The organism is Mesorhizobium sp. MC2-1-1 (genome assembly GCF_057597255.1).
Genome location: NZ_CP195205.1, coordinates 3715054 through 3725000, shown reverse-complemented (window position 1 = coordinate 3725000; position 9947 = coordinate 3715054). Strand labels below are relative to the sequence as shown.

General features: G+C 56.7%; 6 protein-coding genes, 1 tRNA gene, 2 rRNA genes and 1 pseudogene (1 of these 10 running past the window's edge). 6 read left to right on the top strand and 4 right to left on the bottom strand.

The features are described 5' to 3' along the window. The 3 genes from ACR64R_RS18425 to ACR64R_RS18415 form a co-directional block, all read left to right on the top strand. Positions 1-2104, top strand: a 23S ribosomal RNA gene (locus ACR64R_RS18425); it begins 696 nt to the left of the window's first position. Positions 2105-2334: 230 nt separating this feature from the next. Continuing rightward, a 5S ribosomal RNA gene (gene rrf / locus ACR64R_RS18420) occupies positions 2335-2449 on the top strand. Positions 2450-2582: 133 nt separating this feature from the next. Next, positions 2583-2659 (top strand) — tRNA-Met (locus ACR64R_RS18415). Between the two features lie 189 nt (positions 2660-2848). Here the strand turns inward: ACR64R_RS18415 and ACR64R_RS18410 are convergent. Further along, positions 2849-3127, bottom strand: a complete 279-nt coding sequence (locus tag ACR64R_RS18410) for a DUF7957 family protein (protein WP_044550101.1) — start codon at positions 3125-3127, stop codon at positions 2849-2851. 177 nt (positions 3128-3304) lie between these two features. Continuing rightward, a pseudogene (locus tag ACR64R_RS18405) lies at positions 3305-3769 on the bottom strand (DUF6883 domain-containing protein); the annotation flags it as partial. Between the two features lie 1091 nt (positions 3770-4860). Between ACR64R_RS18405 and ACR64R_RS18400 the strand changes: the two are divergent. Together ACR64R_RS18400 and ACR64R_RS18395 are read left to right on the top strand one after the other, a co-directional pair. Further along, positions 4861-5904: a hypothetical protein gene (locus ACR64R_RS18400; RefSeq protein WP_487357744.1), complete on the top strand. Its 1044-nt coding sequence runs from the start codon at positions 4861-4863 to the stop codon at positions 5902-5904. 337 nt (positions 5905-6241) lie between these two features. Then, complete coding sequence (locus ACR64R_RS18395; protein ID WP_487357743.1) at positions 6242-7402, top strand: T6SS phospholipase effector Tle1-like catalytic domain-containing protein; 1161 nt, start codon at positions 6242-6244, stop codon at positions 7400-7402. A gap of 207 nt (positions 7403-7609) precedes the next feature. Here ACR64R_RS18395 and ACR64R_RS18390 read toward each other — a convergent pair whose 3' ends face one another. Both ACR64R_RS18390 and ACR64R_RS18385 read right to left on the bottom strand, forming a co-directional pair. Then, a complete protein-coding gene (locus tag ACR64R_RS18390) occupies positions 7610-7963 on the bottom strand; it encodes a Ros/MucR family transcriptional regulator (RefSeq protein WP_487362482.1) in 354 nt (117 codons plus the stop codon). A gap of 182 nt (positions 7964-8145) precedes the next feature. Further along, a complete protein-coding gene (locus ACR64R_RS18385; protein ID WP_292591592.1) occupies positions 8146-9345 on the bottom strand; it encodes an IS256 family transposase in 1200 nt (399 codons plus the stop codon). Between the two features lie 431 nt (positions 9346-9776). On the opposite strand from ACR64R_RS18385, the gene ACR64R_RS18380 reads away from it, so the two are divergent. Beyond that, a complete protein-coding gene (locus ACR64R_RS18380) occupies positions 9777-9938 on the top strand; it encodes a hypothetical protein (RefSeq protein WP_487357742.1) in 162 nt (53 codons plus the stop codon). Positions 9939-9947: the final 9 nt, after the last annotated feature.

The following is a 9947-nucleotide window of genomic DNA, read 5'->3' as shown; positions in this document are numbered from 1 at the left end:
TTCGTCGCATTAGACCCGAAACCGAGTGATCTAGCCATGAGCAGGTTGAAGGTAAGGTAACACTTACTGGAGGACCGAACCCATAACTGTTGCAATAGTTCGGGATGACTTGTGGCTAGGGGTGAAAGGCCAATCAAACTCGGAAATAGCTGGTTCTCCGCGAAATCTATTTAGGTAGAGCGTCGACCGAATACCCTGGGGGGTAAAGCACTGCATGGGCTAGGGGTCCTCACCGGATTACCAAACCTAAGCAAACTCTGAATACCCAGGAGTACTAGTCGGCAGACACACGGCGGGTGCTAACGTCCGTCGTGAAAAGGGAAACAACCCTGACCTACAGCTAAGGTCCCCAAGTTATGGCTAAGTGGGAAAGGATGTGAGGATCCCAAAACAACCAGGATGTTGGCTTAGAAGCAGCCATCATTTAAAGAAAGCGTAACAGCTCACTGGTCTAAATAAGGGTCTTTGCGCCGAAAATGTAACGGGGCTAAAGCCATACACCGAAGCTTAGGGTTCGTGAGCAATCACGAGCGGTAGCGGAGCGTTCTGTAAGCTGATGAAGCCGTACCCGTGAGGGGCGGTGGAGGTATCAGAAGTGCGAATGCTGACATGAGTAACGTAAGGGGAGTGAGAGACTCCCCCGCCGAAAGACCAAGGGTTCCTGCTTAAAGTTAATCTGAGCAGGGTTAGCCGGCCCCTAAGACGAGGCGGAAACGCGTAGTCGATGGGAACCACGTTAATATTCGTGGGCCTGGAGGTAGTGACGGATCACACAAGTTGTCCAATCTTATCGGATTGAACGGGCAGCGGAGTGGTTCCAGGAAATAGCTCCTCCTTATAGACCGTACCCGAAACCGACACTGGTGGTCAGGTAGAGTATACCAAGGCGCTTGAGAGAACTATGCTGAAGGAACTCGGCAAATTGCACGCGTAACTTCGGAAGAAGCGTGACCCTTTTCTGCGCAAGCAGGGGAGGGTGGCACAGACCAGGGGGTAGCGACTGTTTATCAAAAACACAGGGCTCTGCGAAGCCGCAAGGCGACGTATAGGGTCTGACGCCTGCCCGGTGCTGGAAGGTTAAGAGGAGGGGTGCAAGCTCTGAATCGAAGCCCCAGTAAACGGCGGCCGTAACTATAACGGTCCTAAGGTAGCGAAATTCCTTGTCGGGTAAGTTCCGACCTGCACGAATGGCGTAACGACTTCCCCGCTGTCTCCAGCATAGACTCAGTGAAATTGAATTCCCCGTGAAGATGCGGGGTTCCTGCGGTTAGACGGAAAGACCCCGTGCACCTTTACTATAGCTTTACATTGGCATTCGTAGTGGCATGTGTAGGATAGGTGGTAGGCTTTGAAGCCTGGGCGCCAGCTCAGGTGGAGCCACCCTTGAAATACCACCCTTATTACTATGGATGTCTAACCGCGGCCCGTTATCCGGGTCCGGGACAATGTATGGTGGGTAGTTTGACTGGGGCGGTCGCCTCCTAAAGAGTAACGGAGGCGCGCGATGGTGGGCTCAGAACGGTCGGAAATCGTTCGCTGAGTGCAATGGCATAAGCCTGCCTGACTGCGAGACTGACAAGTCGAGCAGAGACGAAAGTCGGTCATAGTGATCCGGTGGTCCCGCGTGGAAGGGCCATCGCTCAACGGATAAAAGGTACGCCGGGGATAACAGGCTGATGACCCCCAAGAGTCCATATCGACGGGGTTGTTTGGCACCTCGATGTCGACTCATCGCATCCTGGGGCTGGAGCAGGTCCCAAGGGTATGGCTGTTCGCCATTTAAAGCGGTACGTGAGTTGGGTTCAGAACGTCGTGAGACAGTTCGGTCCCTATCTGCCGTGGGTGTAGGAATATTGAAAGGATCTGTCCCTAGTACGAGAGGACCGGGATGGACGGATCTCTGGTGGACCTGTTGTGGCGCCAGCCGCATCGCAGGGTAGCTATATCCGGACGGGATAACCGCTGAAGGCATCTAAGCGGGAAACCCACCTTGAAACGAGTATTCCCTGAGAACCGTGGAAGACGACCACGTTGATAGGCCGGGTGTGGAAGAGCGGCAACGCTTGAAGCTTACCGGTACTAATAGTTCGATAGGCTTGATCGTTCTCATTACTTATATCCATCTTGTTCTCACTCACGCTTGTTCCGCCCTTCGGGCGGCGCTACGTGGGTGCGGCGCATCAGCGCCGACGGTCGGTCGACCTTGCGAAGCTTCGCTTCGAAGGGCGCCAGGCCAGAAAAAGGCACAAAAACGACGATCCCATGGATCGCGCTGCGACGATCCCATGGATCGCGCTTGGAACAGCTTCTCGATTTGAACGTGCGTTTTGCCGACCTGGTGGTTATGGCGGAGCGGCTGCACCCGATCCCATTCCGAACTCGGCCGTGAAACGCTCCAGCGCTGATGGTACTTCGTCTCAAGACGCGGGAGAGTAGGTCGCTGCCAGGTCTGCAAAACGCACGTTCACCAAAAATCCTCTCTCTACGATAAGGCCCGCCAAACGGAATGCCGGGCCGCATAAGCGCCCCTTTCATTTGGATGCCTAACCAATACGGTAAGAAAAAACTTACCTCAATCTCGACGCGGGGTGGAGCAGCCCGGTAGCTCGTCAGGCTCATAACCTGAAGGTCACAGGTTCAAATCCTGTCCCCGCAACCAATTTCATCATAAATCAATAACCGTCCCGGTCTAACCCGGGGCGGTTTTTTGCGTTTTGCGATGGAGACGCAACCGCCGCAGCGTGGCAGAAGGGGCATCACCGCCTCGACAAGTCGCGCGAAATGGGAGCGCGAGCAAGTTAGGGCTGCTAGGTCGTGAACCCATAAAGCGCCTCGGTGCGGGAACAGCCTACTTCGTGAAGAACAGCACGGTGACATCGCCGTTCTGGAGATCGACGCTCACGCGATAACAGCTCCACGTATTGGCGGTGAGCGTTTCGCCGTCCCAGTTCATGCCCGTGAAGCAGTCCTGCGTCGCGGGTGGTAAGGCCTTCCAGAGGATGTTGCCGTCTGCATCAACCCGCATGAGGTTGCGGCCATCCTTCATGTCTTCCGCCATATAGTCATAGAGCATGATGCTCCCCGCCTCGTCGGCAAGATCTACACGGTCGATTACCTGCCCTGACATACGCACCTCTGGACCCGGCTTTGTTCCGACAGGATGGCAGGCTTTCGCTACTGCGCCAAATCTGATTCAAGATCGGCATGAGCCGATACGATCTGACCGACTTCGAATGGCGCGTGATTGAGCCGCTCTTGCCCAACAAACCGAGAGGCCTGCACCTTCACGATCCGGTAAGGCAGTGGACAGCTTGGGGAGCTTTCCCGGCTCAAGCAGCCATCCGGCGCGAAGAACACCACGTTTGCCCTTCCGCGACGTGACCGCCACCAGAGAGTTGAATCGAGCGCCATACCCGTTTTCCCACTTCTGAATGACGAGGTCCCTAGGGTCGGAGAGCATCAGGCCGTCGTAGAGTTGCGCAGCGAGATAACGCCAGTCCTTTGGGTCAAATCCTAGTTCGTCGATGATGAAACCCGCCTTGCCTTTGCCCTTCGGATGGTCCCGATTGAACAGGTAATCGGTGAACTTGCCGTCGGGCAGTACGGCCTCAAGGATGTCTCGGCCGGCCTCTGCTTGCTCGAAGCTATAGCCCTGGCCCTTCCGATCACTCCAAAAGGCGCCGATAAGCGCACGGAACACGCGCCCCTCTACCGTAGTACGTGTCTTTCTCTTCAGCCGGTCGACCGAGAGCGCGCCGCGCTCTGACATCAGCGCCTTTTGCATCCGGAACACGGGAGCTGTCATCAGTTCGTCCCCAAACGGTACCACGCGCAAACCGTTCGGCCTGAATGCACGCGCACCGCGGGGCTCGAAGTCGAGATACCCTTCGAAGCTCCTCTCGAGGATAAGGAAGCCATCCTTGATCAGGGCAAAGCGGGACAATCCCTCGTAGAAGGCCCAGCGCTGAATTGGATTGCCGGCATCTAGGCAGCAGCATCCGACATATCCGGGACAGGCGTTTAGCAACATGTCACATGTCTCGCGCATATGCGCAGGGATGTCGGACAGTGCCAAGCATTCCTCTCGGCCCAACCTGAGGACGTCCAGTATTTTTCGGGAATGCGGTGCTCCTGCGCTTTCGCTCAATGCCTCCGCCATATCCCACAACAAAAGACGGTAGAGCGACATGTCGTGGGTTTGGTGGTATTGGGACCGGTTCGGCGCAGACGACACTCCACGTATCTCAGCGGCAAAGTCCGAAAGGAGCGGTAGGCCGCCTTTGAGCTCGGCGACAAGTTCACCCTTTGGATCGGCCACCGAGATTACCTCGAGGAGTTTCTCGGTGAACATGCTCAGAGCAGGATCTGACACTCCTTCAGCCTGCCCGTCGAAGAGGAACACACACGGGGCTCGTTCGATTGTTTCGTCCTGCGTGTCCATGCGGTTTGCCCAGCTACAATTTGGTCTTGAAAGCTCAGCAATAACACATACCGATGACCAAGCCGTCCAAAGTCGACCCGTATCCATGGGAGCATTAAATTGAAGCTGTGTGCCTTCTGTGCAAACCCAGTGACGGACCCCAAGACGGGACGAACGCGCCCGCGCAAGCGCGTCTTCCCTACTGGACACTCGACCAATTGGGCGCGACCCGTGACTCCATCTCCTTTTCGCGCATGGAAGCGACAACTGAGGGCCATCCTTCGGTGCAGTTGACCAAGCAAACGGCTTTTCAGTTAGGTTGTCAGCGCTCCTTTCATGTATTCCGCCAATAATGTTGCGCCATTACTGCCGGAACGTGGTGCTGCAATGCTGGCTGGGTTAGAACAAGGCGGGAACCGAGCCAATGCGGAGAGGACTACATGGATGACAAGCCGCCAATCTGGGAGTCGTTCAGCAAAGCGCTAGGCGCAGAATACCGCCCCGCGAAAGAAATCCAGGGCGCGAGCGGTCTGACCCACGAAGTTCAAGCCATAGCTGTCGATGACACGGGAAACCGCGTCATCCTGATATCTGCTGATCCAAATCCACGCACGGCCGCGCTCATGCGTATCGATGTTCAAGCGACCATGCCAGACGCCAAGGTGTTAGTTGCAAGGCCCCTAGCTGTGGATTTGGCGTTCGCGGCGCGCTTTATGTTTAACACCGAGACGGGCGAGCTTGACCTTCCGAAGGTGATGCAAGTTGGCGCTATAATGGCAAAGGGTGAAGCGGCACAAGACGAAATGAAAGAATTGCTTGGCCCGGGTATGAATTCGATTTTTGGCCCGATACAGCAAAGTGACCTCCCCATAAAAACCCACTTTCTCAATGCCATTGAGCAGGCTGCCTCCCTGAACTGGCGGGCAATATTCGAGGGCAAGCACGGAGCCGCGCTCGATATGGCCCTAGAAGCCCTCAATCAACTGCGTTCCATTGACAATCTTGCTGGGGATCGAAAGCAGGGAATATGCCCCATTCCAACCTACGAGTTTACCGAGGGTGATTGGGATATGCTTCACAGCGGAAAGCACATTGATGAGGTGCAGGAGCGCTTGAAGAGCCTCAACATCTTTCAGTACTTTTTCCCTCCTGCTGACAACCTTGCACTTGGGCTGATCGACAAAGGCCTTTCTGCGGGCGACCAATTAAGAGCGGGTTTCAAGTTGGCCGAAACACAAGGCCACTTAATATCTCCGAACACGATAGTCCCCGATGCAGCTAATATGACGGATATGATCGACGAGCTGCAGGCGAGGGGGTTCATCGTAAGCGGAGAGACCGAGGTTGCGATTGGCCCCGAAGGAGCGACATTTCGGCAGACGATTTCTCACCGGCCAGCCGAGGGCCTGATCGAGAGATTGTCGAAAATCGTCTCCTTCAAGGTGGACCTCAATCTTAGGGACCTTCTCAAGCCTCCGGTTTGATGTTCGGCACAGCCTCCCCGTCGCGTTAAGATGAAGCGATGTTCGTTGAGAGTTCCGATTCTAGCTTACCAAGTAGCGCCCGTCCGCCATTGCGGCTTGGGCTAGGATCGGATCGACCGAGTCGGTGGCCATCACGTCACGAACCAAACCACATCTTGGCCATTGCTGTGCGCGACGTTAAGGTCGCGGCCTAGCGCGCGTTTAAGGGTAAGTGCTTGTTTTTATTGCTGGCGGTTACCGGCCACCCGTAACTTCTATGGACGCCGGTAGGAGAGAAGTTTCACCAAGAATCACCTATGATGGGCTCGGTCGCCTAGACGGCGGAAAGGGACGGGCCATGGGCATTCCCAAACGAGTGGCAGTGTTTCTCGACGGGACTTGGAACACCGTCGGAGATAACACGAATGTCTGGCGACTAAAGTCGCTTTGCGATCCGACTGACTCTAAGCAGGCTATCTACTACAGCGTCGGCGTGGGCACTCAACTGGGAGAGAAAATCCGCGGTGGTCTCTTGGGCTATGGTCTCGATCACGAGATTACAGATGCCTACAAGTGGCTTGTCGACAACTACAACGAAGGTGACCAGCTCTTCATCTTCGGTTTCAGTCGCGGAGCCTATACGGCAAGAAGCCTTTCGGGCTTCATATCGAAGTGCGGTCTTCTCAAGCCCGGCTCGCCACTTTCGATTAATCAACTGTACGACCGCTATCGCCGTCGAACAGACAAGACGATACGCGAGTTGCTCCACAGCATCGAGAGCGGAACGACTTCTCAGGCAAACCTAGCGCTCGAGGAACTATGGCTGCTCCGGTATTCGAACCCAATCTCCATCGACTTCTTAGGAATCTGGGACACGGTCGGATCCTTGGGAATTCCAGTAGGCATGAAACGCAACATCGCAAAATATCGGTTTCTCGATACCCACCTGAGACTTAGCAATGCGCATGCTTACCATGCCTTAGCTATTGACGAGCACCGCGCCTCCTTCACTCCTACGCTATGGACCAAAACAACCACCACCGGTGCTAGTCCCGCGCCGGCCAGGCCAATTGAGAATGTAGAGCAGCGCTGGTTTGTTGGGGCTCATGCCAACGTGGGTGGGGGATATTCTAGCGATCTGTTGGCGCAGGTACCGCTGAGATGGCTGATGGCGAAAGCTGCCACTCACGGCCTTAAGTTCCGTTGGACAGTGGAAACCGATCAAACCAATGTAGACCCGCCCATAGCAGACTCCTATTCAAGCTTTCTATGGGGCATATATAAGCTGTTCAGTAGCCGGTATTTCCGCCCGATCGGGGCGCCGCCGTCTGTCGGTAGTGCCGCCACAACCTCGACAATCAACGAAACGATAGATCGAAGCGTGTTTGACCGTTGGCGGACCAATTCCTCCTATAGGCCCCAAAACTTGGGCGACTGGGCCAAGCGAAACGGAACTGACCCGTCAAAGATCACGGGGTCTGTGTTGGCGACGGACCCGAACATCAATGTGCCTGACTAGTCTCCTTCCATTGCGATTGCGGACCCGAACTTGGATCACATTGTCGCCTGCTGGGGGATCGAGACGGAAGACCGCTACATCATGAAACCCACTATCGACGAAGTACACTTCTGCTATCGGCGACGCTCAGCCTAGAGCGTAAACGTCGCCGAAGATCGCCCGGAAAAAGATGGCTTGGCCCCGATCTCGATTGACTACCGCGCTTGATCACGTGCCCGAGTTTGACGCTCTGACAGCCAGCCTTTCACTAAGCCGTGGGCTTGGCGCCTTTTGAGCCGGGGCAGGCTGCGTTTTGCGTCCGAGCCCTGCTGCCTTGGCAAGCGTTGATCTTTGAGCCGCGTAATTCGGCGCTACCATCGGGTAATCCGGCTTCAATCGCCATTTCTCGCGATATTCAACCGGAGAGAGTCCGTAGTGTACCGAGAGATGCCGTTTTAGCGATTTGAATTTCTTCCCGTCTTCGAGGCAGATGATGTAGTCCGGCGCTACCGACCGTTTCGGATTGGTGGCTGGCTCTTGTTTCGGCAGCTCGGTCACATTCGGCTGAACTAGACGTGTCAGTGCTACACGAGGCCATCCATTTTCATTCTTCCAAGCGAGTGAACTTAGCTTGGCATTCTCAATACCCGGCGCCTGACGATCCGACGTCCGAGAACGGATTGGCGTGGCACTTGGATCATGTCCCGGGCTGTGGTGTAGCTGGCGGCATTGGTCGCCGAGCTCTCCGGCATGGGCCGGGCTGATCAGCGCGCCACGGCTGGCAGGCTGATGAGGGGATCATCACTCATCTGGCTGATCGTCTCAAGGGTCATATAGCGGGCTCGCTGGACGGCCCACTCATCATTCTGTTCGAGCAGCAGCGCCCCGACGAGGCGCACGATCGCATCGTCGTTCGGGAAGATTCCGACGACCTCGGTGCGTCGCTTGATCTCGCCGTTGAGACGCTCGATCGGATTCGTCGAGTGGAGCTTGGCGCGATGTTCCTTCGGGAAGGTCATATAGGCCAGCACGTCGGGCTCGGCGTCATCCATGATTGTCGCCAGCTTAGGGACCTTGGGCCGGATCTGATCAGCGACGGCGCGCCATTGGGTGCTCGCGGCCTCGGGCGTTTCCTGGGCGAAGGCGGTGGCGATGAAGGCCGAGACGACCCTGCGGCCGCTCTTGCCGGCGTGCGCCAGCACGTTCCTCATGAAGTGGACGCGGCATCTCTGCCAAGTGGCGCACAGCACCTTGGTGACGGCCGCCTTGAGACCTTCATGTGCGTCTGAGACGACGAGCTTGACGCCGCGCAGGCCGCGGCGGGTGAGCTTGCGCAGGAACTCGGTCCAGATCGGCTCGGCCTCCGAGGCGCCGATCTCCATGCCAAGCACCTCGCGCCGGCCGTCTGCGTTGACGCCGACGGCGATGATGACGGCGACCGATACGATGCGCCCACCGCGGCGCACCTTTAGGTAAGTGGCATCGATCCACAAGTATGGCCAATCGCCCTCGATCGGCCGCTCGAGGAAGGCTTTCACCTTGCCGTCGATCTCCTCGCACAGCCGCGAGACCTGGCTCTTGGAGATGCCGCTCATGCCCATCGCCTTGACCAGGTCGTCGACCGAGCGCGTCGAGATGCCCTGCACATAGGCTTCCTGGATGACGGCGGTGAGCGCCTTCTCGGCCATGCGGCGCGGTTCGAGGAAGCCCGGGAAGTAAGAACCCTTCCTGAGCTTGGGAATGCGAAGTTCGACGGTTCCCGCTCGCGTTTCCCAATCCCGCTCGCGATAGCCGTTGCGTTGAGCGAGCCGCAACGGGGTCTTCTCGCCATAGCCGGCACCGGTGGCCGCGCCCACCTCCAACTCCATCAGCCGCTCGGCGGCAAAGCCGATCATCTCGCGCAGCAGATCGGCATCCGGGGTCTTCTCCACGAGCGTGCGCAGGTTCATCATGTCGTCGGTCATCGGTGGTCCTTCCGAAATGGGTTGGCGTCAACAACCAAACCCTACCGGAAAGCGCCGATGACCACCGACAGGCCGCTCACTCGCTACAGCACAACTAACGGCGCGCTCGCGAGCGGCTTCATAACCCTCAGCTACACCACCTGATGGGACACGATCTGGCACTTGATACATGCGGCTCGCTGCAATTGCTTTCGGCTTCCGTTGGAAGTTGGACTGGAGCTTGAGAGGAGCCAGATTTTTGCGTTCATTTCCGAGCCGGTGTGACCAAAGCGTACGTACGCAGACAACGCGATCGTGTCGCTGACTCAGCCCCTCCTACACGATATTGAATGGCCGGGCCGAAAGACCTCTCAGACCTATGCCTGCCCCCCCCCTGGAAAAGGTGGCCATTTGGCTTTAGTCTTGGCGCGCTACAAGCGGCAGAGACTGCCATGACGCGTACAGCAGCGGAGTTCGTCCACGAAGCGAATATTGACCACTTCACGCGCAAGCTCGCAGCTGAACTCGACCCGGCTCAGCGCAACCTGATTTCAGAGTTGTTGGAAGCGGAGATCAAGAAACTTGAGGCCGCGCAAAAAAGGGAGCAAATCTGAAAAATGTTG